General features: G+C 49.7%; 23 protein-coding genes. 11 read left to right on the top strand and 12 right to left on the bottom strand.

Features of this window, described 5'->3' with window-relative positions; translation table 11 throughout:
* The 11 genes from HMPREF2865_RS03255 to ftsZ form a co-directional block, all read left to right on the top strand.
* Positions 1-239: tetratricopeptide repeat protein (locus tag HMPREF2865_RS03255; protein WP_141752511.1), on the top strand; the 239-nt coding region annotated here is incomplete at its 5' end.
* 51 nt (positions 240-290) lie between these two features.
* Positions 291-806 carry a hypothetical protein gene (locus HMPREF2865_RS03250; protein WP_083309553.1) on the top strand — a complete coding sequence of 172 codons (516 nt, stop codon included), beginning with the start codon at positions 291-293 and terminating at the stop codon, positions 804-806.
* A gap of 63 nt (positions 807-869) precedes the next feature.
* Complete coding sequence (gene murD, locus HMPREF2865_RS03245; protein WP_070645585.1) at positions 870-2,207, top strand: UDP-N-acetylmuramoyl-L-alanine--D-glutamate ligase; 1,338 nt, start codon at positions 870-872, stop codon at positions 2,205-2,207.
* Positions 2,208-2,664: 457 nt separating this feature from the next.
* On the top strand, positions 2,665-4,161 hold the full coding sequence (locus HMPREF2865_RS03240) for an amidase (RefSeq protein ID WP_070645583.1): 1,497 nt from the start codon (positions 2,665-2,667) through the stop codon (positions 4,159-4,161).
* Between the two features lie 271 nt (positions 4,162-4,432).
* The gene (locus HMPREF2865_RS03235) at positions 4,433-5,695 is read left to right on the top strand and encodes an FtsW/RodA/SpoVE family cell cycle protein (protein WP_063069304.1); all 1,263 of its coding nucleotides are present in this window, start codon (positions 4,433-4,435) and stop codon (positions 5,693-5,695) included.
* Positions 5,696-5,699: 4 nt separating this feature from the next.
* Positions 5,700-6,767, top strand: coding sequence for an undecaprenyldiphospho-muramoylpentapeptide beta-N-acetylglucosaminyltransferase (gene murG / locus HMPREF2865_RS03230; RefSeq protein ID WP_063069305.1), 1,068 nt, complete (start codon positions 5,700-5,702; stop codon positions 6,765-6,767).
* Positions 6,768-6,933: 166 nt separating this feature from the next.
* Positions 6,934-8,343 (top strand): UDP-N-acetylmuramate--L-alanine ligase, encoded by a 1,410-nt coding sequence (gene murC / locus HMPREF2865_RS03225; protein WP_070645581.1) that lies wholly within the window; start codon positions 6,934-6,936, stop codon positions 8,341-8,343.
* 88 nt (positions 8,344-8,431) lie between these two features.
* Positions 8,432-9,346 carry a D-alanine--D-alanine ligase gene (locus tag HMPREF2865_RS03220; RefSeq protein ID WP_003748301.1) on the top strand — a complete coding sequence of 305 codons (915 nt, stop codon included), beginning with the start codon at positions 8,432-8,434 and terminating at the stop codon, positions 9,344-9,346.
* A complete protein-coding gene (locus tag HMPREF2865_RS03215; protein ID WP_070645579.1) occupies positions 9,336-10,055 on the top strand; it encodes a cell division protein FtsQ/DivIB in 720 nt (239 codons plus the stop codon). The genes HMPREF2865_RS03220 and HMPREF2865_RS03215 overlap by 11 nt, the downstream gene beginning before the upstream one ends.
* Before the next feature lie 74 nt (positions 10,056-10,129).
* Positions 10,130-11,383, top strand: a complete 1,254-nt coding sequence (ftsA, locus tag HMPREF2865_RS03210; protein WP_003682483.1) for a cell division protein FtsA — start codon at positions 10,130-10,132, stop codon at positions 11,381-11,383.
* 252 nt (positions 11,384-11,635) lie between these two features.
* Entirely contained in the window at positions 11,636-12,835 is a 1,200-nt protein-coding gene (gene ftsZ / locus HMPREF2865_RS03205) for a cell division protein FtsZ (protein WP_063076120.1), read from the top strand.
* A gap of 121 nt (positions 12,836-12,956) precedes the next feature.
* On the opposite strand, the gene ispH is transcribed toward ftsZ, so the two are convergent.
* From ispH to HMPREF2865_RS03145, 12 genes are all read right to left on the bottom strand, one after another.
* Positions 12,957-13,925, bottom strand: coding sequence for a 4-hydroxy-3-methylbut-2-enyl diphosphate reductase (gene ispH, locus HMPREF2865_RS03200; protein WP_070645577.1), 969 nt, complete (start codon positions 13,923-13,925; stop codon positions 12,957-12,959).
* 13 nt (positions 13,926-13,938) lie between these two features.
* Positions 13,939-14,445, bottom strand: coding sequence for a signal peptidase II (gene lspA, locus HMPREF2865_RS03195; protein WP_070645575.1), 507 nt, complete (start codon positions 14,443-14,445; stop codon positions 13,939-13,941).
* A gap of 148 nt (positions 14,446-14,593) precedes the next feature.
* Positions 14,594-15,493 (bottom strand): glycine--tRNA ligase subunit alpha, encoded by a 900-nt coding sequence (gene glyQ / locus HMPREF2865_RS03190; RefSeq protein ID WP_003685919.1) that lies wholly within the window; start codon positions 15,491-15,493, stop codon positions 14,594-14,596.
* Positions 15,494-15,574: 81 nt separating this feature from the next.
* On the bottom strand, positions 15,575-15,757 hold the full coding sequence (gene yacG, locus HMPREF2865_RS03185; protein WP_003682475.1) for a DNA gyrase inhibitor YacG: 183 nt from the start codon (positions 15,755-15,757) through the stop codon (positions 15,575-15,577).
* On the bottom strand, positions 15,754-16,374 hold the full coding sequence (coaE, locus tag HMPREF2865_RS03180; RefSeq protein WP_070645573.1) for a dephospho-CoA kinase: 621 nt from the start codon (positions 16,372-16,374) through the stop codon (positions 15,754-15,756). The genes yacG and coaE overlap by 4 nt, the downstream gene beginning before the upstream one ends.
* On the bottom strand, positions 16,374-17,261 hold the full coding sequence (locus tag HMPREF2865_RS03175; RefSeq protein WP_070645571.1) for a prepilin peptidase: 888 nt from the start codon (positions 17,259-17,261) through the stop codon (positions 16,374-16,376). Before HMPREF2865_RS03175 ends, coaE begins: the two co-directional genes overlap by 1 nt.
* Before the next feature lies 1 nt (position 17,262).
* Positions 17,263-18,504, bottom strand: a complete 1,242-nt coding sequence (locus HMPREF2865_RS03170) for a type II secretion system F family protein (protein WP_070645569.1) — start codon at positions 18,502-18,504, stop codon at positions 17,263-17,265.
* 78 nt (positions 18,505-18,582) lie between these two features.
* Entirely contained in the window at positions 18,583-20,262 is a 1,680-nt protein-coding gene (gene pilB / locus HMPREF2865_RS03165) for a type IV-A pilus assembly ATPase PilB (protein WP_070645567.1), read from the bottom strand.
* Positions 20,263-20,654: 392 nt separating this feature from the next.
* Entirely contained in the window at positions 20,655-21,716 is a 1,062-nt protein-coding gene (locus HMPREF2865_RS03160; RefSeq protein ID WP_070645565.1) for a DNA polymerase beta superfamily protein, read from the bottom strand.
* Positions 21,717-21,730: 14 nt separating this feature from the next.
* Positions 21,731-22,489: a nucleotidyltransferase domain-containing protein gene (locus HMPREF2865_RS03155; protein WP_070645563.1), complete on the bottom strand. Its 759-nt coding sequence runs from the start codon at positions 22,487-22,489 to the stop codon at positions 21,731-21,733.
* Positions 22,490-22,580: 91 nt separating this feature from the next.
* Complete coding sequence (gene carB, locus HMPREF2865_RS03150; RefSeq protein WP_070645560.1) at positions 22,581-25,796, bottom strand: carbamoyl-phosphate synthase large subunit; 3,216 nt, start codon at positions 25,794-25,796, stop codon at positions 22,581-22,583.
* Between the two features lie 18 nt (positions 25,797-25,814).
* Positions 25,815-26,345, bottom strand: coding sequence for a hypothetical protein (locus HMPREF2865_RS03145; protein ID WP_070606037.1), 531 nt, complete (start codon positions 26,343-26,345; stop codon positions 25,815-25,817).
* Positions 26,346-26,595 lie beyond the last annotated feature (250 nt).

Genomic DNA, 26,595 nt, shown 5'->3' with positions numbered 1-26,595 from the left:
GTTGGATGTATCTCAATGGGCAAGGAGTCCGTCAAGACGTTGCACAGGCAGCGCAGTGGTTTCGTAAGGCTGCGGAACAAGGGGTTGCCAATGCCCAAAATAATTTGGGTGTGGCGTATTACAAAGGGCACGGCGTGCGCCAAGACCTTGCGCTCGCTCAAGAATGGTTTGGCAAGGCTTGCGACAATGGATACCAAGACGGCTGCGACAATTACCGCCGTTTGAAGCTGGGTTATTGATCGGCTGTAAAATGCCGTCTGAAAAATAAATCTTCGGAAAAGGAAAAAACTATGAAACAAAAATTGATTTTATTTGCACTGCTGCTGGTCAGTCCGTTTGCCTTTGCCGCGCCGAGCGTGTTTGGTATGGAAATCGGCAAGACGACCGAAGCGGAAGCCGGTAGGATGTACCGCCTTAATAAAGAACAGCTCAATCCGTATTCGGGTGGCTACCAATATTCGGTTAACCCGAAAGCTATCGATTTCAGCGGCTTGGAGCAGGTAACGCTGATTTTCGACGAGAAAAAGGTGTTGGTTTATGTGCAGGCTGTTTTTCCAAAATACAAATTCGAAGAGCTGATGAAGATGCTCGGGAGCAAATACAAGCCGGTCAGCAGACAGATTCCGTTTGTTGGTGACAAAATAGCGGTATTCCACGACGGCGGTACGCGGATTACACTGGAAGGTCCGCATATGAGTTTCAATACTACGCTGACTTATGCCCAAAACAGTTTGCTGGAAAAATACAAGCGGATTAACCAGCAAAACCAAAATCACAGAAGGGCAAAAGAAGCCTCGATGCTCTAAGCGGCTTGAGCAGGGGGCGGACATCCTCCTGCTTCATATGATCTGTTTTAGGACAAAACCAAAATGACTTTTCAAAATAAAAAAATCCTCGTCGCCGGACTTGGCGGCACGGGTATTTCCATGATTGCCTATCTGCGCAAAAACGGTGCGGAGGTTGCTGCATATGATGCGGAGCTGAAAGCCGAACGTGTGTCGCAAATCGGTAAGATGTTTGACGGGCTGGTGTTTTACACGGGCCGTCTGAAAGATGCGTTAGATAATGGTTTCGATATTCTGGCGCTCAGTCCCGGCATCAGTGAGCGTCAGCCGGATATCGAGGCCTTCAAGCAAAACGGCGGACGCGTGTTGGGCGACATCGAATTGCTGGCGGACATTGTGAACCGCCGCGGCGACAAGGTGATTGCGATTACCGGCAGCAACGGCAAAACCACGGTAACGAGCCTGGTGGGCTATCTCTGCATCAAGTGCGGGCTGGATACCGTTATCGCGGGCAATATCGGCACGCCGGTTTTGGAGGCGGAATTGCAGCGCGAAGGCAAAAAGGCGGACGTGTGGGTGTTGGAGCTTTCCAGCTTCCAACTGGAAAACACCGAAAGCCTGCGCCCGACTGCGGCGACGGTGCTGAACATTTCCGAAGACCATCTTGACCGCTACGACGACTTGCTCGATTACGCGCATACCAAAGCCAAGATTTTCCGTGGCGATGGCGTGCAGGTTTTGAATTCAGACGACGTGTTCTGCCGCGCCATGAAACGCGCCGGGCGCGAGGTGAAATGGTTTTCGTTGGAACACGAAGCCGATTTTTGGTTGGAACGTGAGACGGGTCGTCTGAAACAAGACAATGAAGATTTGATTGCCACACAAGACATCCCGCTGCAAGGCTTGCACAACGCCGCCAACGTTATGGCTGCCGTTGCCTTGTGCGAAGCCATCGGTTTGCCGCGCGAAGCATTGCTTGAGCACGTCAAAACCTTCCAAGGCCTGCCGCACCGCGTGGAAAAAATCGGCGAGAAAAACGGCGTGGTGTTTATCGACGACAGCAAAGGCACGAACGTCGGAGCGACTGCCGCCGCGATTGCCGGTTTGCAAAATCCGCTCTTCGTGATTTTGGGCGGCATGGGCAAAGGGCAGGACTTCACGCCCCTGCGCGACGCGCTTGCCGGCAAGGCAAAAGGCGTGTTCCTGATCGGCGTCGATGCGCCGCAAATCCGCCGCGATTTGGACGGCTGCGGTCTGAATATGACCGACTGCGCCACTTTGGAAGAGACGGTTCAGGCGGCATACGCCCAAGCCGAAGCGGGCGATATCGTGCTGCTCAGCCCCGCCTGCGCGAGCTTCGATATGTTTAAAGGCTATGCACACCGTTCGGAAGTGTTTATCGAAGCGTTTAAGGCTTTGTGAGGCCGTCTGAAACATGAAAAGAGGGTTGGTTTTACCGTAAACCTTGAGCACTATTGGCAAAAAGGTCGTCTGAAAACGTCAAGGCAGTTTCAGACGACCTTTTTGCAGCAACGATAAGCTTGTTTCTTTCCTTTATACGGTGTTACTGTTTCTTAAAAATTGCCTATAACAACATATTTAATTTTAAATCCGGTATGTCATCAAATTCCGTCATTTCCACCCCCGCCTACGCGAGAACGGGCTACGGCAGGAATCCATCGTAAAACTTGAAAAGCCTTGATTTGGAAAACAGTTTCTGAATTTCAAAAATGGATTCCCGCCTGCGCGGGAATGACGGCAACTGGTAAGTTGCGTATTGAAAATAAAGTCATTTAGTTATATGCGGACAAACGGCAAAAAGGCGGGCAGCCATGCCTGACCGACAAAACGTGTGTTTATCAATCCGAAAGGAAAACCCATGAATTTTCAAGACTACATCCGTTACGATGCCGTCGGTTTGGCAGAGCTGATCCGCAAAAAAGAAGTGTCCGCCGATGAAGTGTTGCAGGCTGCTTTAAACCGCTTGGACGAAGTCAACCCCAAGCTCAATCTGTTGGCGCATGATTTGCGCGAACGCGCTGCGGCGTGGCAGGGGTCGTCTGAAAATGCCGATACGCCACTGGCGGGCGTGCCGTTTTTGCTCAAAGACCTGCTGGCGGATTGGGAAGGCGCGCCGACATGGTCGGGTTCGCGCATGATGCAGCATTACATTGCCAAGCAAAACAGCGATTTGACCCAAGCCTATCTCGATGCGGGGCTGCGCGTATTCGGCAAAACCACCACGCCCGAATGGGGCGCGTATGCCGTTACCGAAACCGAAATTTACGGCATCACGCGCAATCCGTGGCATTTGGACTATACCGCGGGCGGCAGCAGCGGAGGCGCAGCGGTAGCAGTGGCTTCGGGTGTCGTCCCCGCAGCGCACGGCAGCGACGGCGGCGGTTCCATCCGCTTACCCGCGCACAACTGCGGCGTGTTCGGGCTGAAACCCACGCGCGGCCGCAGCAGTTACGCGCCGAACGCATCGGAAGCGTGGCAAGGCTTGGTATGCGACCATGTCTTGACCCGCAGCGTGCGCGATAGCGCGGTTTTGCTGGACATCGCCGCCCAAACCCAAGAGCGCGCCCTGTATGCCTGCCCGCCACCGCCCGAAAACGGTTTTGCAGACAGTCTGAAACAAGAAACAGGTCGTCTGAAAATCGCTTTTTGGAAACAGATATGGTTTGGCGGCGGTAACGACGAAGGCACGGAAGCCGCGTTCGCCCATAGTTTGAAACTGATGCAAGACGCGGGACACGAATTGGAAGAAGCCACGCCCGATTTCGCGCCGCCCGAACAGCTCAACCGCGCCGCCCGCATCATCGTCATGGGCGAAACGGCAAAACTGTTCTACCAATATCAATACGAAACCGGACAAAAACTGCCGCACTGCCTGCTTGAACCGACAACGTGGGCAATGATTGTGCAGGGGCGGCAAATCAGTGCGGGCGAAATGGCATGGGCGCGCGACGTGATGCTGGCGCAGGAACGTGCCGCCAAAGCATTTTTCACACGCTACGACGTGTTAATGACGCCCGTCTGCCCGCGCACCACGCCGAAAATCGGCGAGATGATGCCGCCGCCCGCCGCACAAAAAGCCATGCGCCTGCTGTTTGGCACGCTGCGCTTGGGTTTTCTGTTGAAACACAACCCGTTTTTAGAAAAAGAAGCCGCCGCCGCGCTGCAATACGTCGGCTATACATCGCCGCTGAACATGAGCGGCAACCCCGCCATGAGCGTGCCGCTTTACCGGCATAACGGACTGCCTGTCGGTACCCAGTTCGCCGCCGCACACGGACGCGAAGACACGCTGCTTAGCCTCGCCGCGCAGTTGGAACAGATACAGCCGTGGGCGGAAATACCGCAGTTGGCTTAGGGTTTGCATTGGATAAAAAGTAGCCTATTTTCCTGAAGAAAAGATTTATACAAGGCCGTCTGAAAATATAAAAGTGTTTTCAGACGGCCTTTTGCCAGTATCAAAGGGTAGGAGAGGGCGCAAAGAACGTCGGAATCCGACATCTTTAAAGAATCTGAATTGTTGGTTTGGAAATAAACCTTTAAAATAACGTTAATTCATTTTTTCAGACGGCCTCTTGCCCATTAGCAGGCCGTCTGAATATTTTATTCAAGCCGTTACGGATGTTTTCATGATTAGTCTTTCCAAAATGCTTGACCGGCCGATTGCGCGCGATGGTCGGAAGTTTGATGTTTCTCTCTTGTGGATGGTCGTCTTAATGACGGTCTTCAGCCTGGTAATGATTTATTCGGCTTCTATTGTGTATGCGGCATCGGAAGGGGACAGCCAGTTTTCTTTTGTGTCTAAGCAGGCAATCTTTATCCTGTTTACGGTGGCCATATGCTTGCCGCTTTTCCTGCTGAAGATGAGCTTCTGGCGGCGGATTGTTCCGTTTTATTTTGCTGTTTCGTGCTTGCTGTTGGCGGTGGTGCTGGTTGTCGGCCGTGAGATTAACGGCGCGACGCGCTGGATTCATGTCGGACCGCTCAACCTGCAACCGACTGAATTTTTCAAATTGGCGACGGTCTTGTATTTGTCCAGCCTGTTTACGCGCCGTGAAGAAATGTTGCGTGGCTTGGATTCTTTAGGCTGGTCATCCCTATTTTCGGGTATCGGTGATTTGCTGTCCTGCCCGTTTAAGGTGGAGGCCAGGGTGCGGGTCAAGGAACGCGCCATCAAGTTCAAAACTCTGTTGTGGCCGATTGTGTCGATTGCCATCAGCTTGATTTTAATTATGTTGCAACCGGATTTTGGTTCGTTTGTCGTGATTGTCGTGATTACTATGGGCATGCTGTTTCTGGCAGGCTTCCCGTGGAAATATTTCGCCGTGTTGGTGTTGACGGTATTGAGCGGAATGGGGTTGCTGATTTGGGCTGCACCTTACCGTATGGCGCGTGTGGCGGCGTTTTTGAACCCATGGAGCGATCCTTTGGGCAAGGGTTATCAGTTGACGCAGTCTTTGATGGCTATTGTGCGCGGCGGCTGGTTTGGCGAGGGTTTGGGTGCGAGCCTGGGTAAACGCTTTTACCTGCCCGAGCCGCATACGGACTTTATTTTTGCCGTTATCGGTGAAGAATTCGGCTTTTTAGGGATGCTGGTTTTGGTGTTCTGCTACGGCTGGCTGGTGTGGCGCGCGTTTTCCATCGGCAAACAGGCGCGTGATTCGGGCTTGATGTTCAGCGCGTATATTGCCAACGGTATCGGTATTTGGATTGGTATTCAAAGTTTCTTCAATATCGGTGTAAACATCGGTATCCTGCCTACTAAAGGTCTGACTTTGCCGTTTATGTCTTACGGCGGTTCGGCTGTCTTTATCATGCTGGTGTGCGTTACTTTGTTATTGCGCATTGATTATGAAAACCGCCAAAAAATGCGCGGTTATTCGGTGGAGTAAAACCATGAGTGGTAAAACTTTTATGCTGATGGCCGGCGGTACGGGCGGTCATATTTTCCCTGCATTGGCGGTTGCCGAGTCGCTGCAAAAGCGAGGCCATCATGTGATTTGGCTGGGCAGTCAGGATTCGATGGAAGAGCGTATCGTGCCGCAATACGGCATACGCTTGGAAACGCTGGCCATTAAAGGCATACGCGGCAATGGCATCAAGCGCAAGCTGATGTTGCCGTTTACGCTGTATAAAACCGTCCGCGCGGCGCAGCAGATTATTAAGAAACACCGTGTCGAGTGCGTTATCGGTTTTGGCGGTTTTGTTACTTTCCCCGGCGGCTTGGCGGCAAAAATTTCCGGTGTGCCGATTGTGATTCACGAGCAAAACGCCGTAGCCGGTTTGTCCAACCGCCAACTGTCGCGTTGGGCAAAACGTGTCCTGTACGCTTTCCCCAAAGCATTTCAACATGAAGGCGGATTGGTGGGTAATCCTGTCCGTGCCGATATTGCGGCATTGCCTGTTCCCGAAGAACGCTTTGAAAACCGTCAAGGCCGTCTGAAAGTTTTGGTGGTGGGTGGCAGTTTGGGTGCGGATGTATTGAACAAAACCGTTCCGCAAGCTTTGGCATTATTGCCTGAGGCGGCCCGTCCGCAAATGTATCATCAGTCCGGCCGCAATAAATTGGGTAACTTGCAGGCGGATTATGATGCATTGGGTGTGCAAGCCGAGTGCGTTGAATTTATTACCGACATGGTGTCCGCCTACCGCGATGCCGATTTGGTGATTTGCCGTGCCGGCGCGCTGACGATTGCCGAGCTGACGGCTGCCGGTTTGGGTGCATTGCTGGTGCCGTATCCGCACGCAGTGGACGACCATCAAACAGCCAATGCGCGCTTTATGGTGCAGGCTGAAGCTGGTTTGCTACTGCCGCAAACTCAACTGACGGCAGAAAAACTGGCCGAAATCCTTGGCGGATTAAACCGTGAAAAATGCCTGAAATGGGCGAAAAATGCCCGTACCTTGGCGTTGCCGCACAGTGCGGACGATGTGGCGGAAGTTGCCATCTCTTGTACCGAATAAGCAGGCAGACTTCAATTCAAGGCCGTCTGAAAAGTTGATTAACGGCGTTTCAGACGGCCTTTATTGCTTTTGTTAAAATTCCTTTACAATAAAAGCATAGCGCAGAAGCGGATAGCCCTTTAAAATAACGCCTTTACGCACTAAAAACCAACCGGAACGCAACGTTATGATGAAAAATCGAGTGACCAACATCCATTTTGTCGGAATCGGCGGCGTCGGCATGAGCGGTATTGCCGAAGTTTTACACAATTTGGGCTTTAAAGTTTCCGGTTCGGATCAAGCGCGTAATGCCGTTACTGAGCATCTGAGCGCTCTCGGCATCCAAGTTTACCCCGGTCATACTGCCGAACACGTCAATGGTGCCGACGTAGTTGTTACCTCTACTGCCGTCAAAAAAGACAATCCTGAAGTTGTTGCCGCGTTGGAACAGCAAATCCCCGTGATTCCGCGCGCGTTGATGTTGGCAGAATTGATGCGCTTCCGTGATGGTATCGCCATTGCCGGTACGCACGGTAAAACCACGACCACCAGCCTAACCGCTTCTATTCTCGGCGCGGCAGGACTCGATCCGACTTTCGTTATCGGTGGCAAGCTCAACGCCGCAGGTACCAACGCCCGTTTGGGTAAAGGTGAATACATTGTTGCCGAAGCCGACGAATCCGATGCTTCTTTCCTGTATCTGACGCCGATTATGTCCGTCGTAACCAATATCGACGAAGACCATATGGACACTTACGGACACAGCGTTGAGAAACTGCATCAGGCGTTTGTGGACTTCATCCACCGTATGCCATTCTATGGAAAAGCCTTTTTGTGTATCGATAGCGAACACGTCCGTGCGATTTTACCGAAAATCAGCAAACCTTACGCCACTTACGGCTTGGACGATACTGCCGATATCTACGCGACCGATATTGAAAACGTTGGCGCGCAAATGAAATTTACTGTTCATGTTCAAATGAAAGGACATGAGCAAGAACCGTTTGAAGTTGTTTTGAATATGCCCGGCCGCCACAACGTCCTCAATGCATTGGCGGCTATCGGCGTTGCGCTGGAAGTTGGCGCATCGGTTGAAGCGATCCAAAAAGGTTTGCTCGGCTTTGAGGGTGTCGGCCGCCGCTTCCAAAAATATGGCGACATTAAGTTGCCAAACGGTGGAACTGCTTTGCTGGTGGACGATTATGGCCACCATCCTGTCGAAATGGCGGCAACCCTTTCCGCTGCGCGCGGTGCATACCCTGAAAAACGCTTGGTCTTGGCTTTTCAACCGCACCGCTATACCCGTACACGCGATTTGTTTGAAGACTTTACCAAAGTCCTCAATACCGTCGATGCGCTGGTGTTGACCGAAGTTTATGCCGCAGGAGAAGAGCCGATTGCCGCGGCTGACTCCCGCGCCTTAGCGCGCGCCATCCGCGTATTGGGCAAACTTGAGCCGATTTACTGCGAAAATGTTGCCGACCTGCCGCAAATGCTGCTGAATGTTTTGCAAGACGGCGATGTCGTGTTGAATATGGGTGCCGGCAGCATCAACCGCGTTCCGTCTGCATTGGTGGAATTGTCGAAACAATCATAATAAACAGGCATATTTGCCTTTGAGGACACATAGGTCGTCTGAACAATATTTCAGACGGCCTGTATCAGTATTTAAGAAAGTAGAAATTATGCAGAATTTTGGCAAAGTGGCCGTGTTGATGGGCGGCTTCTCCAGCGAGCGCGAAGTTTCTCTGGACAGCGGCGCCGCTATTTTGGCTGCCTTGAAAAGCAAAGGCGTCGATGCCCATGCGTTCGACCCCAAAGAAACCCCGTTGTCTGAATTGAAAACCCAAGGGTTTCAGACGGCCTTCAATATTTTGCACGGCACTTTCGGCGAAGATGGCGCGATTCAGGGCGCGTTGGAACTGATGGGTATTCCTTACACCGGCAGCGGGGTGGCTGCTTCTGCGTTGGGTATGGACAAATACCGCTGCAAACTGATTTGGCAGGCTGTGGGCTTGCCTGTTCCTGAGTTTGCCGTATTGCATGACGACAGCGACTTTGATGCCGTTGAAGAAAAATTGGGCCTGCCGATGTTTGTGAAACCCGCCGCGGAAGGCAGCAGCGTCGGTGTGGTAAAAGTCAAAGAAAAAGGCCGTCTGAAAAGCGTTTACGAAGAATTGAAACATTTGCAGGGCGAAATTATTGCCGAACGCTTCATCGGCGGCGGCGAGTATTCTTGCCCGGTATTGAACGGCAAAGGCCTGCCGAGCATTCATATTATTCCGGCTACCGAGTTTTACGATTACGAAGCCAAATACAACCGCGACGATACGGTTTATCAATGCCCGTCGGAAGATTTGAGCGAGGCGGAGGAAAACCTGATGCGCGAACTGGCCGTGCGTGGCGCGCAGGCGATTGGTGCGGACGGCTGTTCGCGCGTGGACTTCCTAAAAGATACGGACGGTAAGCTGTATCTTTTGGAAATCAATACTTTGCCCGGTATGACCAGTCATAGTTTGGTGCCAAAATCTGCAGCCCATACCGGCGTAGATTTTGCTGATTTATGTATTGAGATTTTGAAGACCGCTCATGTGGGATGATGCAGGTGCACTGGGTCGGCTGACCCGCCGGCTATTGTTGCTGATGGCCTTTCTGCTGATAGGTTCGGGCATAGCTTGGCTTTACAATTCCAAATATTTCCCTGTGAAACAGATTGCCATTCAGGGCAAGCTGAAATATGCTTCCGGCAAAGAATTGCAAACTGTTGCACGAGAGCATATCAGGGGTAATATGTTCCGCGCCGATATTGATTCGGCGCAGGCCGCTTTTCAGGAGTTGCCTTGGATTGACTCGGCAATGGTGCGCCGCCGTTTTCCGGAAACCGTGGAAATTATCCTGACCGAGCGCGTGCCGGTTGCACACTGGCGCGCTGGCGGTTTGGTGGACAGTAAGGGTAATGTGTTTGCCGCAAGCCTGAAACAGGATCTGCCTATATTTGAAGGGCAGCAGGGGACAGGCAAAGACATGGTCAAACATTATGCGGACTTTTCCGGTATTTTGAGTCCGTTGAAACTGACCATCAAAGAATTGATCTACACGCCGCGTTCGGCATGGCTGCTTGTATTGGACAACGGCATTACCGTGCGCTTGGGGCGTGAAAACGAAATCAAACGTTTGCAGCAGTTTGCCCAGATTTGGCCGTCGCTGCTGCGTAAAAAACAAAGTCGTATCGAGTATGTCGATATGCGTTATAAGGATGGTTTTTCAGTCCGTTACAGGCCGCCTGAAAACCCTTCCAACAGTGAATAGCCGATTAGACGTGAAGCAATCTTGTTTCAAAAATAATCAAACCGTCAGTCAGACAACATAGCGAACGAGCAATTATGGAACAACAACAAAATAAATATATCAGTGCCTTAGACATTGGTACGTCCAAGGTCATCGCCTTAATCGGTGAGATTCGGGAAGATAACGAAATCCACATTGTTGGCTTGGGTCAAAGCCCTTCACGCGGTCTGCGTGCGGGTATGGTGACCAACATTGACGCCACTGCGCAAGCCATTCGTCAGGCGGTAGAAGATGCCGAGCTGATGGCAGATACCAAAATTTCCCACGTCGTTACTGGTATTGCCGGTAACCATATCCGCAGCCTGAATTCACAAGGCGTGGTCAAAATTAAAGATGGCGAAGTATCGCAAGCCGACATCGATCGTGCCATCGAAACGGCCAAAGCCATCAATATTCCGCCTGATCACAACATCTTGCATACTGTGGTTCAAGAGTACATCATCGACAACCAACCTGGTGTGAAAGAGCCTATCGGCATGAGCGGCGTGCGTTTGGATACCCGTGTACACATCATCACCGGTGCGAACACTGCCTTGCAAAATATCCAAAAATGTATCCAACGTTGCGGCCTGCAAATGGATCAAATCATGCTTCAGCCTTTGGCAAGCGGTCATGCTGTTTTGACTGAAGACGAAAAAGATTTGGGTGTGTGCGTCATCGATATCGGTGGCGGTACAACCGATATCGCGGTTTATACCAATGGTGCAATCCGCCATACCGCGGTTATTCCCGTTGCCGGCGATTTGATTACCAAAGACTTGGCGCAAGCCCTGCGTACGCCGCACAGTGCAGCCGAGTACATCAAAATCCATTACGGTGCCGCCATTCCGACTATGGACGGCTTGGATGAAATGATTGAAGTTCCTAGCGTTGGCGATCGTCAATCACGTCAAATTTCACGCCGCGTCTTGGCTGAAATCATCGGCCCGCGTGTAGAAGAGATTTTGGAATTGACGCTGAACGAATTGCGCCGTTCTGGCTTCCCTGAAGAAGTGCTGACTTCCGGTATCGTTTTGACCGGCGGTGCTTCTATGTTGACCGGTATTGTTGAGTTGGCGGAAGAAGTCTTCAACCTGCCGGCGCGTATTGGTGTTCCACAAGAAATGGGCGGCGTATCTGAGCGTATCCGCAATCCACGCTATTCAACAGCGATCGGCCTGCTTCAGACGGCCTATGCCGCAGAAGAGGGTGAACAAACCAGCCGAACCGGTGCGATTGCCCTGAATGATTCAGGCAAAAAAATGGGTCTGTGGGAAAAAATCCAAAGATTCTTTAGAGATAATTTCTGATAAAAGCGTTCAGGGCAGGCGGTGTAAAATCCATTTGTCCTGAATATTTAAGTGGAATTAAACGGTTTTAAATAATTGCTAAGTGAATAATTTAAAACTTGTATATTTTCTGTTAAAAATTGTAGTAAAAATATAACGCCGACAGTCGGATGATAAGAAGATTTTTGCCAGTATCAGGATACTTCTTATATAATACGGATAATGAGTTATTTTTGAACCGTCCTTATAAAGCGGGGCGCGGAGGATTATTGAATGGAATTTGTTTACGACGTAGCAGAATCAGCAACAAGCCCTGCTGTTATTAAAGTTATCGGTTTGGGTGGCGGCGGCTGTAATGCCATCAACAACATGGTTGCCAACACTATCCATGGTGTTGAGTTCATCAGTGCCAATACCGATGCGCAATCATTGGCTAAAAACAATGCGGCTAAACGCATTCAATTGGGTACAAACCTGACTCGCGGTTTGGGTGCCGGTGCAAATCCTGAAATTGGCCGCGCCGCCGCTCAGGAAGATCGCGAAGCCATCGAAGATGCCATCCGCGGTGCAAACATGCTGTTCATCACGACCGGTATGGGTGGCGGTACAGGTACCGGCTCCGCTCCTGTTGTGGCTGAAATCGCTAAAGAAATGGGTATCCTGACCGTTGCGGTTGTAACCCGTCCGTTTGCTTACGAAGGCAAACGCGTACATATCGCTCAAGCAGGTTTGGATCAGCTTAAAGAGCGCGTGGATTCCCTGATTATTATCCCGAATGACAAATTGATGACTGCTTTGGGCGAAGACGTGACCATGCGCGAAGCTTTCCGTGCGGCAGACAATGTACTGCGTGATGCGGTTGCCGGTATTTCTGAAGTGGTGACTTGCCCTAGCGACATGATCAACTTGGACTTCGCCGACGTGAAAACCGTGATGAGCAATCGCGGTATCGCCATGATGGGTTCAGGTTTTGCACAAGGTATCGACCGTGCTCGTTTGGCTACCGATCAAGCTATCTCCAGCCCGCTCTTGGATAACGTTACTTTGGATGGCGCACGCGGTGTATTGGTAAACATTACCACTGCTCCTGGTTGCTTGAAAATGTCTGAGTTCAACGAGATTATGCGTATTGTCAACCAAAATGCACACCCTGAAGTGGAATGCAAATTTGGTGCTGCCGAAGACGAGAGCATGAGCGAAGATGCTATCCGTATTACCATCATTGCTACCGGCTTGAAAGAAAACGGTACTGACAACCAACTGCGTGCTGCTGCCCGTACCCAACAATTGGTACGCGGTGCGGAAGAAGCGCCTCAAGCTCAAAGCCAAAGCAGTGCTGAAAGCCTGGTTCGTACCAACCGCAATATCCGTTCTATGAATCTGACTGCGGCTGATTTCAGCAACCAGTCTGTACTGGATGACTTTGAAATTCCGGCTATCTTACGCCGTCAGCAACATACTTCTGATAAATAATCAGGATAATGTATGAAAAGACCTGCTTTTAAGGCAGGTCTTTTTTATTAGCAAAATAAACTTAAGGCCGTCTGAAAATTTTCAGACGGCCTTAAGTTTTCAAATAAAGCAAATAACAAACTTACCCTTTATTTAGGATTTGTTTGTTTTCGCCCTCGCGACGCAATTCTTTGGGCAAGACAAATACAATGCTTTCTTCTGCGCCTTCTCCTTCACGTATGGTCTCATGTCCCCAATCTTGAATGGTTTGTAAGACTTCTCGGACCAATACTTCGGGCGCAGATGCACCGGCAGTGACACCGACCTTGGTTTTGTTTTCAAACCATTCTTTTTTCAGATAGGAGGCATTATCGACCATATAGGCATCAACTCCGCGCAATGCGGCTACTTCACGCAAGCGGTTGCTGTTGGAAGAATTGGGCGAGCCGACAACAATCACGAGATCGCATTCTTCGGCTAATTCTTTAACAGCAGTTTGGCGATTGGTTGTAGCGTAGCAAATGTCTTCTTTGTGCGGATTGCGGATATTGGGGAAGCGTTGATTCAAAGCCGCAATAATGTCTTTGGTTTCGTCTACCGATAAAGTGGTTTGGCTGACGTAGGCAAGTTTGTCAGGATTTTTGACGTTCAGTCCGGCTACATCTTCCACTGTCTCAACCAGAAACATTTTACCTGGAGGCAATTGTCCCATTGTACCTTCTACTTCGACGTGGCCTTTGTGGCCGATCATGATAATTTCGTAATCTTGCTCATCAAGGCGGGCTACTTCTTTATGGACTTTGGTTACCAGAGGGCAGGTGGCATCAAAAACGCGGAAACCACGTTGTGCCGCTTCTTCCTGTACGGCTTTTGATACGCCGTGAGCAGAGTAAATCAGTGTTGCGCCCTTTGGGACATCCGCCAAGTTATCGACAAATATAGCACCTTTTGCCCGCAGATTGTCCACGACGAATTTGTTGTGAACGACTTCATGGCGGACGTAAATGGGCGCGCCGAATTCTTCGAGTGCACGTTCAACAATGCTGATGGCACGGTCAACACCGGCACAGAAGCCGCGGGGATTGGCAAGGATAATGGTTTTTTGAGTCATGTGTGTTCCGTTTTCAGACGGCCTTTGTGTCGTTTGAAGGTGTTTTTTTGTGCAGCAAACCATCTATTACCAAGCAAACTGCGCCAACGCAGATAAAGCTGTCGGCAATGTTAAATGCGGGGTAGAACCAGTTTTGCCAATAGAAAAGCAGAAAATCGACAACGTGGCCGTGAATCAGACGGTCAACCACATTGCCAATCGCGCCACCGATAATCATGGCAGCCCCCAGTTTACCCCAGCGGCCAAACTCATCGCGCCAGATAGCACGGGCCAAATACAGGCTGATAACGACGGCCAGACCTAAAAAGAAGAATTTTTGCCAGCCGCCTTGGTCGGCCAAAAAGCTGAAAGCCGCGCCTGGATTATAGGCAAGGGTCAGGTCAAAAAAGTCTGGAATGATATTGAGGCGTTCGCCTTCGGTAAAGTGTTTCAAGATTTCCCATTTGCTCAGTTGGTCAAGAATGATGGCAACGAGGGAAAGTAAGAAAAAGGGCGTTTTTGCAGGAGAGGATGAACTCATGTTTTCAGAAGGTTTATGTAATAAAGGGCTTATTTTACCTGAAAGCAGGCTGGAAGTGTTTGCGATGGCATCGACGTCAAGGCCGTCTGAAAATAGAAACGCCGCCACTTGAATGTATCAAAGGGCGGCGTGGCAAGTATGTGCGGGCTTATTGGTTTTTAAGCAATGGGAAGCCCAGTTTCTCGCGGCTTTCAACGAATTTTTGAGCAACGATACGGCTCAGTGCACGAATACGGCCGATGTAGGTTGCGCGTTCGGTAACGGAAATGGCACCGCGTGCATCCAAGAGGTTGAACGTATGGCCGGCTTTGAGTACAAGCTCATAAGCAGGCAGGGCAAGACTGGTGTCTTCAACTGCAAGCAGGCGTTTGGCTTGTTCTTCATAGTCGTTGAATTGGCGCAAGAGCCAATCGGCATCGCTGTATTCGAAGTTGTAGGTGGATTGTTCGACTTCGTTTTGATGATAAACGTCGCCGTAAGTGACGATGTTGCCATCAAGGGTTTTTGCCCAAACAAGGTCGTACACGTTTTCCACGCCTTGCAGATACATGGCGAGACGCTCGATACCGTAGGTGATTTCGCCGAGTACGGGGGAGCAGTCGATACCGCCGACTTGTTGGAAGTAGGTGAATTGGGTTACTTCCATGCCGTTGAGCCAAACTTCCCAACCCAAGCCCCAAGCGCCGAGAGTAGGGTTTTCCCAGTCGTCTTCGACAAAGCGGATGTCGTGTACTTTAGGGTCGATACCCAATTCACGCAGGGAGTCGAGGTAGAGGTCTTGAATATTGGCCGGTGCAGGTTTGAGCGCAACTTGGAATTGATAGTAGTGTTGCAGGCGGTTGGGGTTGTCGCCATAGCGGCCGTCTTTGGGGCGGCGGCTGGGTTGAACGTAAGCGGCAAACCACGGCTCCGGGCCTAAGGCGCGCAGACAAGTGGCTGGATGCGAAGTACCGGCACCGACTTCCATATCGAAAGGTTGGATAACGGTGCAGCCTTTGTCTGCCCAATAGTTTTGTAATTTGAAAATAATTTGTTGGAAGGTGAGCATGGTGGATGGAATAGATTGGAATAAAGAGGGTATTTTACTGTTTTGAGCCTGTTTTGGATAGGCTGAAGGAAGCGGCGCAGTTTATTTGCCGTCCAATAGGTCTGAAAAGGGGTCGTCTTCCGAAGAAACGGTGTATTTTTCTTGCGCCCATTCGCCTAAATCAATGAGTTTACACCGTTTGCTGCAGAAAGGGCGGTAGGGGCTGTCGGTGTTCCAAACGACTTCTTTGTGGCAGGTTGGACATTTTACAACAGGAGCGGTCATGCAGTTTCTTTCAGTGATTGTGCAATGGATTGATAGTATTGATGCAAACGGGCAACCTTGATTTTTGCTTCTTCCAAGCTATGGGTATTGTCCAATATATCGTCGGCATGAAGCAGTCTGTCAGAGCGAGAAGCTTGGGTTGCCATGATTTGACGCGTTTGTTCTTCTGAAAAACCATTGCGTTGGTGTACGCGTTTGATTTGGACGGACTCCGGAACATCTACAACCAAAATGCGGTCGGTCTCCGCTTTAAATGCCGGATTTTCAATCAAAAGCGGGACATCGATAATGCCGTAAGTAGAGGAGGCAAGTTGTTGTTTCTGCTGTTGGATTTTGTTTAAGATTAACGGTAGAAGCAGGTTTTCCAGTTGTTTTTTTGATTGAGGCCGTCTGAAAACTTCTTCTCGTAAAGCCATACGATTCAGACGGCCTTCATGATCAAAAACCTCATCACCGAAAAGTTGGCGGATGGCTGGAAGGGCTTCGCCGTTTTCAGCGGTCAGTGAACGGCTGATGGCATCGGCATCGATAATGGGTACGCCAAGTTCGGCAAACATTTGGGCAATAGATGATTTGCCGCTGCCGATGCCGCCGGTCAAGCCTATCCATAATGTCATTATCGGAATCCTGATTGTACGAGCCACCATTGTACCAGTTGGGTAATAGGTGCATTGGCAACCAAAATAATCCATCCTGCCACAGCAAGGCTGGGACCAAAAGCAAAATATTGGCCTTTGCCGACGCGGGCAATGAGTGCGCCCACCAGTCCGACCAAGGCAGCCATGAAGATCAGAACAGGCAAGATACCTACGCCCAGCCATGCACCGAGTGCAGCCAAAAGTTTGAAATCACCATTGCCCATGCCGATTTTACCGGTCAGAAGTTTATAGACGGCACATAAAGTGTAAAGGCTCATATAGCCTGCGATTGCGCCTAAAACGGCTGAATGCAGGGGCACGAATGTGTCATTAAGATTAAACAGCAGGCCGATCCAAATTAGGGGCTGAGTCAGGCTGTCGGGTAAATATTGCGTATCGGCATCGATAAAGGTCAGTGCAATCAGTATGGCAGTCAGAATTAATCCGCCAATAGTTGCCCATGACCAGCCGTATTGCCACGCGACAATACCGAATAAGATGCCTGTCAGCAGCTCAATCAGCGGATAGCGTATGCCGATAGCGGTTTTGCAGGAGTGGCATTTCCCGCCCAGTAAAACATAGCTGAGGATGGGGATGTTTTGCCAAAGTTTGATTGGGCTTTTGCATTTGGGGCAGCGTGAATCCGGTTTGCGCAGATTAAATGGCTGTTTTTCTTCGTCTGTCAGCTCAATGCCCAAATGCTCTTTAGAAAATTGTGTCCATTCGCGTTCCATCATTATCGGCGTGCGATAAATGATAACGTTCAGAAAGCTGCCAATCAGTAATCCCAAAATAACGGCTAAAGGAATAGCGAATGGCGCAAGAACGGAGAGGGCGTCGATGGCAGAGTAAATACTATCAAGCATATCAACCTACGACATTACCCAAGTTAAACAACGGCAGATACATGGCAATCAGCAAGATACCGATGAGCGAACCCAATACCACCATGATGATAGGCTCCATCAAGTGAGACAATCGGGAGACGGAGTTGTCTACTTCATCTTCATAGAATTCGGCGGCTTTGTTCAGCATATCGTCCAAAGAGCCTGACTCTTCGCCGATGGCTGCCATTTGGATCACCATATTTGGGAACATATCTGTACTTTGCATACTGGATGTCAGCGATAGGCCTTGGGTTACCTTGGCTCTGATGTCTTGAGTGGCTTCTTCATAGAGAATATTGCCGGATGCGCCTGCAACTGAATCTAATACTTCCACTAAAGGAACACCGGCTGCGAAGAGGGTAGAGGTCGTACGCGCCCAACGGGCGATGGTTGCTTTTCGGACAATAGTGCCAAAAACAGGCAGTCTCAAAATCAGAGCATCGATTCGTTTTTGGAAGGTAGGCGATTTTTCATGGAGTTTGTACAGACCGAAGGCAGAAACAATCAAAAGGATGATCATAATCCAGCCGTAGTCGACGAATAAATCGGACAAGTTCATGACAAGTTGGGTAAGGCTTGGCAACTCTGCACCCATATTGGCATAAACTTCTTTAAAGGCAGGCAGTACAAACATCATCATGATGAAGATAAGCGCAATCGCCACCACGATAATGGCAATCGGGTAGGTCAGCGCGGTTTTAACCTTTTTCTTAATGGCTTGGGTTTTTTCTTTATAGACAGCCAGTTTGTCCAATAAGCTTTCCAGTACGCCGCCGGACTCGCCTGCGCTGACCAGATTGCAATAGAAGCGGTCGAAATATTTTGGATATTTGGAGAATGATTTACCCAATGCGCTACCTTGTTCGACATCGGAGCGAACCTGCATCAGCATTTCGGTCATGCTCGGATTGGAGTGGCCGCGAGCAACGATTTCAAAAGCCTGCATCAGCGGCAAGCCTGCCTTCATCATCGTTGCCAGTTGGCGCGTAAACACCGTGATGTCTTCTTGTGTAATACGACGTTTGCGTGCGGTTTTGACTTTGCTGATACGTAAAGGACGAATGCCTCTGCGTTGGAGTTTTTTGCGTGCTTCTTCTTCGTCTTTGGCAACTACTTCACCACGGACAAGACGTTCGGTCTCGATGTTTTTTCCTTCAAATGTAAAACGCTTGCCTTTGCTTCTTGAACCGAACAGACTTCTTTTTTGCTCTGCTTGAGCCATGAGTTATCCCTTGTTAGTAAGAAATAAAGCGGACTGTTTCCCCGTGCCGCTTTATTTTATTTTCGAAAATATGGCAGTTTAGTCATTGGTATGAGCAGTCACTTCTTCCAACGAGGTCAGGCCTTGCATGACTTTCATGAGGCCGGCACGACGCAAATCTACCATGCCTTCCTGATAGGCCATGTTCATGATATCAACTTCCGTACCGTTGTTCATAATGACTTTTTGCATTTCATCGCTGACCGGCATGACTTCATAAATACCGACGCGGCCTTTAAAGCCTTTGCCGCGGCAGCTGTCGCAGCCAACCGGGCGGTAGAGCTTCCAATCTTGAGCCAAGTCCGCATCGGTAAAGCCGGCTTTTTTCAATGCCGGAACCGGCGGGCGCTCAACTTCGCGTTTGCAGTTCGGGCACAGTCTGCGCAACAGCCTTTGCGCCATAATCAGGCTGACCGAGCTGGCGATGTTGAAAGGCGCGACCCCCATGTTTAAAAGGCGGGACAGCGTGGCCGGTGCATTATTGGTATGCAGGGTAGAGAAAACCATGTGGCCGGTTTGGGCGGCTTTAATGGCGATGTCGGCGGTTTCCAAGTCACGAATCTCACCGACCATAATAATATCAGGATCTTGACGTAAGAAGGATCGGAGTGCGGTGGCAAACGTCAGGCCTTGTTTTTCATTGACGTTGACTTGGTTGACGCCCGGCAAGTTAATCTCGGCCGGATCTTCTGCCGTTGAAATGTTCACATCTTCCGTGTTCAAAATACTCAGGCAGGTATAGAGCGAAACAGTTTTGCCCGAACCTGTCGGGCCGGTAACCAACACCATGCCGTAAGGGCGGTTGATAGCTTCAAGCAGCATTTCTTTTTGGAAAGGCTCTAAACCGAGCTGGTCGATATTGAGCGATGTACCATCGGAATTTAGGATACGCATTACCACTTTTTCGCCGAACAATGTCGGCAACGTGCTGACGCGGAAGTCAATCGGACGGCCGTGTTTATGGAAGGCAATTTGAATTCTGCCGTCTTGCGGAATACGTTTTTCGGAAATATCCAAACGCGCCATCACTTTGATGCGCGATGCTAACTGGCCGCGCACGGCGACAGGCGGCTGTACGACTTCGCGCAATTGTCCGTCCACACGGAAACGGACGCGTGCCATTTGCTCGTAGAATTCAAAGTGGATGTCTGATGCGCCCGCATTCAGGGCATCGGATAAGGTTTTATGGATGAAGCGGGGGATAGGGCCGTCTTCAGCTTCTTCGTTATCGATATAAAGCGATTGAGATTGCTGCGTTGCTTCATGTTCGTCGTTGATTTCTTTCAGAATGGTGGTCGAGCGTTGGCCCAGCCATTCCAGCAATGAGCTGAGCTGGTCGTCGGGAACCACTACCAAGTCGACACTTAAACCTGAAGCAAAAGCGATTTTTTGAAAGTTTTGGATTTGGGTCGGATCGGATACGGCGAAATAAACCTTGCGTCCGCGTTTGAAAATCGGAATGCAACGGTTTTGCACCATTTGCTCTTCCGTCAGAATGTCGCTGACTACATTATTGCGCGGGTAGTAGTGCAAATCCAAAAGGGGATAGCTGAATACGCGCGCAACTAACTCCCCCAAAGCTTTAGGGGAGATGATGCCGTCTGAAAACAGGTTGGGCAGGATTTCTTTGCCCGATTGTAAAAGGTTGTTGTAATGTTCCGCTTGTTGATTTGAGATGGTCTGGCTTTGAACCAAAACACGCAATAATCCGACACTCATTTTATTTTCCGTTTCTTGTGCAGTTTTCCCTTTAATTTAGAGGAAAGCCGTATTATTTTATCATTATTATGATTAAAGCATATGTTTAATTATGCAAATCTGCTTAAGTTGCAAAGACATGCTTTTGCTTTAATTGTATTTTTATTTTGGACGGCCATTATAAAGCAAGGAGAATAGGCGTTAAACTCGATATTTTTAGACTATGATGAAAAAACAACAATTTTGTCGTATGAATCCGATCAATAACGAAATTATATTTCATGTTGTTATTGCTTGTTTGGAGATGGCAGAAAAGGTTGTTTTGATGGACAGACGGTTAGAATTTGAAATATGAAAAGGCCGTCTGAAAAGAGGAAACACATAATTTCAGACGGCCTCTGTTTTTGATTCTCTTATCCGTAAATCTTGGTTCGGATTTCGACGAGGGCATTGATTGCCAAAGTGCTGTTTACAGCTTCCGGTAAATCGGACTGGGTGAACAAATTTTCTACTTCGTTAATCAATGTTTCTGCACGCGCCAACAGTTCATTGTAAGGAAAAGAACCGCGCTTGATGGCCAGCAATTCGTCACGATTGGGACGGCGTGGCCGGATTTCGCCATAAAGGGCAATATCGCGTGCGGTTTCAAGCAGGCGGAAGGTGTGCATCATATTTTTTGCATCGTAACCTTGGCCGTGCGCCTGCGTGCCTTGATAGCGTGTTTCGTTGCGTTCTGTCAGCCATTGTTGATAAGAGGCATATTCGCGGCAGTAGCTGCTGTATCCGTCTTGGTTGAAGGATAGATGGGCAAGCGGTGTTTCGCCTTCTGGAATAGTGCTGAGTGACAGCGTTGTGGCTTCGGGTTTGGGTGCAATACCGTGGTAGCCCATCGTGCCGTCGGCATCGTAAAACAGTGCATAAAGTTCTCGGGCGTGGGCTATTTTGATTAAGCCTGCACGCCTTTGCTCCATTCCGCGTTGTGCAAGCCAGTACTGTAACGGTACGGTTTGCCTGCCTTCTATGATGTGGCAGAAATCAAGGATGCTTTTCTTTTCAGACGGCATCGGATTGCTGATTTTTTTATTCAATCCCCGTGCTTTTTTAATTTGTCCGTAGGCATAACCTGCAAAACTTTGCTGGCAGGTTTTGGAGATAAACCATTCGGTTTTGAACGCATCCATCAATGGCGAACGGTATCGCACACAGTCAGAGGGGGAAGCCAGCAGCTCCAGCGTGTTCGGATTGCTTTGCAGCAGCAATTCGATAAACCGTCCCAGTTCGTAATACACAATATCGTTGGTTTCATTGCTGATTTGCGGGATGTATTCCATGCCGTAAAACATGGATTTGGGCAGGTAAAACACGCCTTTGATGTCGGTATCGGACTCGGGCGTTGCCAAGCCGTAGGCGCGGCTGCCGGACACGGCTTCAAGCAGAATCAGATTTTGCGTGCGCAAGTCTTCGAGGGTCAGCATATTCAGACGGCCTTTTACGGATAAATGGTTGCCAAGGTGGAACGGAACAATTCGTTCAAAGGCCCGCTATCGGCAGGTTCGGCAGTAGGGGCAGACAAGGCGGAAACTTCGTTATATAGGTCAACAGTCAGCTTTTGCAGCTCTGGCGATAATGTGTGCAGATAACTTTCGTCCTGTCTTGCTTTTAATGCAACCAGATCAGTAATTTGGGTAGCACAATCTGTCTGCCACTCATTCATCAACTCAACCAAAGTCATTGGCGGAATACCGCCTTGTTTCACTGCCCAGCGTGCCGCCAATAAAGGGCGCAAGACGTAAAACCATTTCTTCAATTTAATCGGCTGCGCCAAATCCATGGCTTTCAAAGCATTGCCGGCGATACCGCGATAATGGTGCAACAACGCAGCGGCTTGGACGTATTGGGGCGCAAGTTCGTTCAGACGGCCTATGAATGCCTCATCTTGTGTATAAACAATCGGCGAACGCAGCCACTCCAGCAATACAGCATTGCTTTTTCTCAATAGGCGCAAAGCCTTGCGGATGTCCCAGCCGCCTACGTCAAACCATTGGTTTTCAATAAATTCAAACGTATCCTTTGCTTCATCGATTTGCAGATAATGTTCCTGCGGACGGATATAAATGGCGCGAACATCATAATCGCTGTCAGGCGAAGCAAAGCCCCATGCGTGGCTTCCGCTCTCCGCCGCCAGCAGAAAATGCAGTGGTTCGGCAAGTGAAATTTGAGTCAGTTTTTCTTGAATAGTTTGTTTCATTACGTTTTCCTTATTTTTGCAGAAAGGCCGTCTGAAACTGAGCAATCAGGTTTCAGACGGCCTTTTAGCTATTTAAATCCGATAGGATTGATTAGGCTTTGTTTTTCAGACGGCCATGCAATTCCTGTACGCTGTACACACCCAAGTGTTCGCGGCTTTTTGCGCCTTCGCTCATGGCTTCGCCGCCTGCGATGGTGGTGTATTGCGGTACGCGTTGGGTGAGGGAAGTGCGGCGGATGCTGTGGCTGTCGGTAACTGATTGTACTGTGCTGCCGACGGTGTTGACCACCAGTGCGATTTCGCCGTTTTTAATTGCGTCCACGATGTGTGGGCGGCCTTCCTGCACTTTGTTGACCGCTTGCACGATGATGCCGTGTTCTTTCAAGTATTCGGCGGTACCGCGAGTAGCGCAGACGCCGTAGCCGAGTGCTTGGAAGTTTTGTGCGGTTTTGACGATGAGCGGTTTGTCTTCGTCGCGTACGGCGAGGAACACTTTGCCTGTTGTACTCAAGCGTTCGCCTGCGCCGAGTTGGGCTTTGAAGTAGGCTTCGCCGAAGCTTGCGCCTACGCCCATGACTTCGCCGGTAGAGCGCATTTCAGGGCCGAGAATGGTGTCCACACCCGGGAATTTGATGAATGGGAACACGGCTTCTTTAACGGCGTAGAAGTCTGGGATGACTTCTTTTTCCACGCCTTGCTCTTTCAGCGAAATGCCTGCCATTACGCGCGCGCCGACTTTGGCGAGCGGTACGCCGGTGGCTTTGGATACGAACGGTACGGTACGGCTGGCGCGTGGGTTCACTTCCAGTACGAAGACCACGCCGTCTTGTACGGCAAACTGTACGTTCATCAATCCGACCACGCCCAGTGCGTATGCCATGGCTTTGGTTTGACGGCGGATTTCGTTTTGAATTTCTTCATCCAATGAGTATGGAGGCAATGAACAGCCGGAGTCGCCGGAGTGGATACCTGCTTGTTCGACGTGTTGCATGATGCCGCCGATCACGACATCTTGGCCGTCTGAAACGCAGTCTACGTCCACTTCGATGGCGTTGTTCAAGAAGAAGTCGAGCAATACGGGGCTGTCTTCGGAAACTTGTACGGCTTCGCGCATGTATTTTTGCAACTCTTCGGCAGAGTGAACAATCTGCATGGCGCGGCCGCCGAGTACGTAAGAAGGACGGACAACCAACGGATAACCGATTTCTTCGGCTTTAACGAGGGCTTCTTCTTCGTTGTGGGCGATGCGGTTAGGCGGTTGACGCAGGCCTAAGTCGTTCAATACTTTTTGGAAGCGTTCACGGTCTTCGGCGGCGTCGATGCTGTCGGCAGATGTGCCGATGATGTTCACGCCGTTTTCAACCAGCGCGTTGGCGAGTTTCAGCGGGGTTTGGCCGCCGTAATGCACAATCACGCCCCATGGATTTTCGGTGCGGACGATTTCCAATACGTCTTCCAAGGTCAGAGGCTCGAAGTACAGGCGGTCGCTGGTGTCGAAGTCGGTGGATACGGTTTCCGGGTTGCAGTTGACCATGATGGTTTCAAAACCGGATTCGCGCAGGGCGAGAGCGGCATGAACGCAGCAGTAGTCAAATTCGATACCTTGGCCAATACGGTTTGGACCGCCGCCGAGAATCATCACTTTTTTACGGTCGGAAGGACGGGATTCGCATTCTTCTTCGTAAGTGGAGTAGAGGTAGGCGGTTTCAGTGGCAAACTCGGCGGCACAGGTGTCGACGCGTTTGTAAACCGGATGCAGGTTCAGCGCATAGCGGTGTTCGCGGACTTCTTTTTCGCTTACGTTCAATAATTGTGCCAAACGTTTGTCAGAGAAGCCTTTGCGTTTCAGACGGCGTAAAGCGGCATAATCCAAGTCTTGCAACTGGCCGTCTGAAACCAATTTTTCTTCTTTCACCAAGTCTTCGATTTGAGCCAAGAACCAAGGGTCGATGGCGCAGATTTCGTGGATTTCTTCCAGCGTGAAGCCTGCGCGGAACGCGTCTGCCACAAACAGCATGCGCTCAGGGCCCGGGTTGGCCAGTTCGCGGCGGATTTCCGCTTTGTCTTCGCTGCGAGGGTTGAAGCCGCACAAGCCGGTTTCCAAACCGCGCAGGGCTTTTTGGAAGCTTTCTTGAATGGTACGGCCCATTGCCATTACTTCGCCCACAGATTTCATTTGCGTGGTCAGGCGGTCGTCTGCGGCAGGGAATTTTTCAAAGGCGAAACGTGGAATTTTGGTCACGACATAGTCGATGGAAGGCTCGAATGATGCAGGAGTGCGACCGCCGGTAATGTCGTTGCGCAACTCGTCCAGCGTAAAGCCGACAGCCAGTTTGGCCGCTACTTTGGCAATCGGGAAGCCCGTTGCTTTAGATGCCAACGCGGAAGAACGGCTCACGCGTGGGTTCATCTCAATCACAATCATCTCGCCGTTTTCAGGGTTTACCGCAAACTGAACGTTTGAGCCGCCGGTATCCACGCCGATTTCACGTAACACTGCCAACGAAGCATTACGCATGATTTGGTATTCTTTGTCGGTCAATGTTTGTGCAGGCGCAACAGTGATGGAGTCGCCGGTATGCACACCCATCGGGTCGAAGTTTTCAATCGAGCAGATAATGATGCAGTTGTCGTTTTTATCGCGTACAACTTCCATCTCGTACTCTTTCCAGCCGAGAACAGACTGCTCAATCAGCAACTCATGAGTGGGCGACGCATCAAAACCACGTTCGCAAATTGCCAAAAACTCATCTTTGTTGTAGGCAATACCGCCGCCCGAACCGCCCATGGTGAAAGACGGACGAATTAGCGTCGGGAAGCCAACCTGTTCTTGTGCCGCCAAAGCCTCGTTCATGGTGTGGCAGACAAAAGATTTCGGGCAAGACAAACCGATTTTTTCCATCGCTTCTTTAAAGCGGCCTCGGTCTTCTGCTTTGTCAATCGCGTCTTCAGTCGCGCCAATCAGCTCGACGTTGTATTTCGCCAATACGCCGTTACGCGCCAAATCCAGTGCACAGTTCAGCGCAGTCTGACCGCCCATGGTAGGCAGAATCGCGTCAGGACGCTCTTTGGCGATAATTTTTTCCACCGTCTGCCACATAATCGGCTCGATGTAGGTAACATCCGCCATTTCAGGGTCGGTCATAATTGTGGCAGGGTTGGAGTTTACCAAAATGACTTTATAGCCTTCTTCACGCAAGGCTTTGCAGGCCTGTGCGCCCGAATAGTCAAATTCGCAGGCCTGACCGATAACGATAGGGCCGGCGCCAATGATAAGGATGGATTTTAGGTCGGTACGTTTGGGCATGGGTGGGATCTTTCTTCTTTAATTTTCGGGGGCATTAACACTAATTTGTTTGGGTTTTTTACTTAAAGCAGAGTTCAATTCTATTGTTTTTTGTATTATCCAATCGTCCTGTCTTTTTTTACTTTTAAATTTAAAAAATAATTTCGCCAAAAAATTTTGGCGTGATAACCAAAAACATTTTTCTGCTTCAGAATCAAGGAATTCAACTTTGTTTAGAAGCAAGCCGTTTGAACCAATTGGTAGCAAATAACGGGGGTCATTATTTTGAAAATGATTTCCGGATCCATTGTAATCATATAGTATATTCGGTTGTTTTTTTACACCTACATCATCCCACTTTAATGGTTGGGATACTTCACCGTCCCAAGTGCAAAAAATCTTCACGTTTCTATCTGATAATTGATGATTAGGGTGTTCTCCTAATGCACCTAAAAAATTCATACCAGCATCATAATTCAATATTTCCTTAGAACAAGCAGTAAAAATTCCTTCGTCTAATAATTCTGGTAACTTACTAATAAATGTTTTACGTTCTAAATATATCGACATTGCCGTCTCCTAAAAAGTAAGCTGTCGCTCGTATGTAGCAAGCTGTAGCCCGTATGTAGGGTATGTGTGGCACACACCCTACCGATGGGTTCAAAGGTCGTCTGAAAAAACGCTCGCGGCATTTGTTCCATCTGTCTTTCGATAAAAAGCTACCTGAAAAATTCCTGCCGTTGATATTTTGGTGACTCTTTTTCAGACGACCTTTTGCGTTTTTATTTTGCACAGGCCGTCTGAAAACTTCCTTAAAAAC

It is taken from the genome of Neisseria sp. HMSC073G10 (genome assembly GCF_001812605.1).
Lineage (GTDB): Bacteria > Pseudomonadota > Gammaproteobacteria > Burkholderiales > Neisseriaceae > Neisseria > Neisseria subflava_A.
This window is presented reverse-complemented; position numbering and strand designations above follow the sequence as displayed.

Coding starts and splice junctions, on each gene's coding strand:
- HMPREF2865_RS03250 (WP_083309553.1), top strand. CDS start 291: ATGAAACAAAAATTGATTTTATTTGCACTGCTGCTGGTCAGTCCGTTT.
- HMPREF2865_RS03215 (WP_070645579.1), top strand. CDS start 9,336: ATGTGGGATGATGCAGGTGCACTGGGTCGGCTGACCCGCCGGCTATTG.
- coaE (WP_070645573.1), bottom strand. CDS start 16,374: ATGACATTATGGATAGGCTTGACCGGCGGCATCGGCAGCGGCAAATCA.
- HMPREF2865_RS03155 (WP_070645563.1), bottom strand. CDS start 22,489: ATGAAACAAACTATTCAAGAAAAACTGACTCAAATTTCACTTGCCGAA.
- HMPREF2865_RS03240 (WP_070645583.1), top strand. CDS start 2,665: ATGAATTTTCAAGACTACATCCGTTACGATGCCGTCGGTTTGGCAGAG.
- HMPREF2865_RS03170 (WP_070645569.1), bottom strand. CDS start 18,504: ATGGCTCAAGCAGAGCAAAAAAGAAGTCTGTTCGGTTCAAGAAGCAAA.
- ftsA (WP_003682483.1), top strand. CDS start 10,130: ATGGAACAACAACAAAATAAATATATCAGTGCCTTAGACATTGGTACG.
- carB (WP_070645560.1), bottom strand. CDS start 25,796: ATGCCCAAACGTACCGACCTAAAATCCATCCTTATCATTGGCGCCGGC.
- murD (WP_070645585.1), top strand. CDS start 870: ATGACTTTTCAAAATAAAAAAATCCTCGTCGCCGGACTTGGCGGCACG.
- HMPREF2865_RS03145 (WP_070606037.1), bottom strand. CDS start 26,345: ATGTCGATATATTTAGAACGTAAAACATTTATTAGTAAGTTACCAGAA.
- pilB (WP_070645567.1), bottom strand. CDS start 20,262: ATGAGTGTCGGATTATTGCGTGTTTTGGTTCAAAGCCAGACCATCTCA.
- lspA (WP_070645575.1), bottom strand. CDS start 14,445: ATGAGTTCATCCTCTCCTGCAAAAACGCCCTTTTTCTTACTTTCCCTC.
- murC (WP_070645581.1), top strand. CDS start 6,934: ATGATGAAAAATCGAGTGACCAACATCCATTTTGTCGGAATCGGCGGC.
- ftsZ (WP_063076120.1), top strand. CDS start 11,636: ATGGAATTTGTTTACGACGTAGCAGAATCAGCAACAAGCCCTGCTGTT.
- HMPREF2865_RS03220 (WP_003748301.1), top strand. CDS start 8,432: ATGCAGAATTTTGGCAAAGTGGCCGTGTTGATGGGCGGCTTCTCCAGC.
- HMPREF2865_RS03175 (WP_070645571.1), bottom strand. CDS start 17,261: ATGCTTGATAGTATTTACTCTGCCATCGACGCCCTCTCCGTTCTTGCG.
- murG (WP_063069305.1), top strand. CDS start 5,700: ATGAGTGGTAAAACTTTTATGCTGATGGCCGGCGGTACGGGCGGTCAT.
- HMPREF2865_RS03235 (WP_063069304.1), top strand. CDS start 4,433: ATGATTAGTCTTTCCAAAATGCTTGACCGGCCGATTGCGCGCGATGGT.
- glyQ (WP_003685919.1), bottom strand. CDS start 15,493: ATGCTCACCTTCCAACAAATTATTTTCAAATTACAAAACTATTGGGCA.
- HMPREF2865_RS03160 (WP_070645565.1), bottom strand. CDS start 21,716: ATGCTGACCCTCGAAGACTTGCGCACGCAAAATCTGATTCTGCTTGAA.
- ispH (WP_070645577.1), bottom strand. CDS start 13,925: ATGACTCAAAAAACCATTATCCTTGCCAATCCCCGCGGCTTCTGTGCC.
- yacG (WP_003682475.1), bottom strand. CDS start 15,757: ATGACCGCTCCTGTTGTAAAATGTCCAACCTGCCACAAAGAAGTCGTT.